Genomic DNA, 250 nt, shown 5'->3' with positions numbered 1-250 from the left:
AAAAAACTGAAAGAGATAGTAGACTCCCACATCGCATCACCGCAAGAGGGACTAATAAGACACCTCAACCCGGTCATCAAAGGTTGGAGTAACTACTACTCGACACAAGTGTCCAAGGAAGCCTTTTCTCAGATGGATAGCTTACTATATTGGAAATTAACCAAATGGGGAATCCGAAGACATTCCAACAAAACAGGAAAGTGGGTAGCCAAGAAATACTGGCAAACAATAGGGAATCGGCAATGGGTAT

Annotated in this window: 1 protein-coding gene; it reads left to right on the top strand. The window is 42.8% G+C overall.

What is annotated here, in order from left to right; translation table 11 throughout:
* Window positions 1-6: 6 nt before the first annotated feature.
* On the top strand, window positions 7-250 hold a 244-nt coding region (locus tag LKK83_RS18025), incomplete at its 3' end, for a group II intron maturase-specific domain-containing protein (protein ID WP_324632651.1).

Origin of the sequence: Phormidium sp. CCY1219 (assembly GCF_035615515.1) — a bacterium.
GTDB lineage: Bacteria > Cyanobacteriota > Cyanobacteriia > Cyanobacteriales > Laspinemataceae > CCY1219.
Note: the sequence above shows the minus strand (reverse complement) of the source record. Positions and strands in the feature narration are given on the sequence as shown.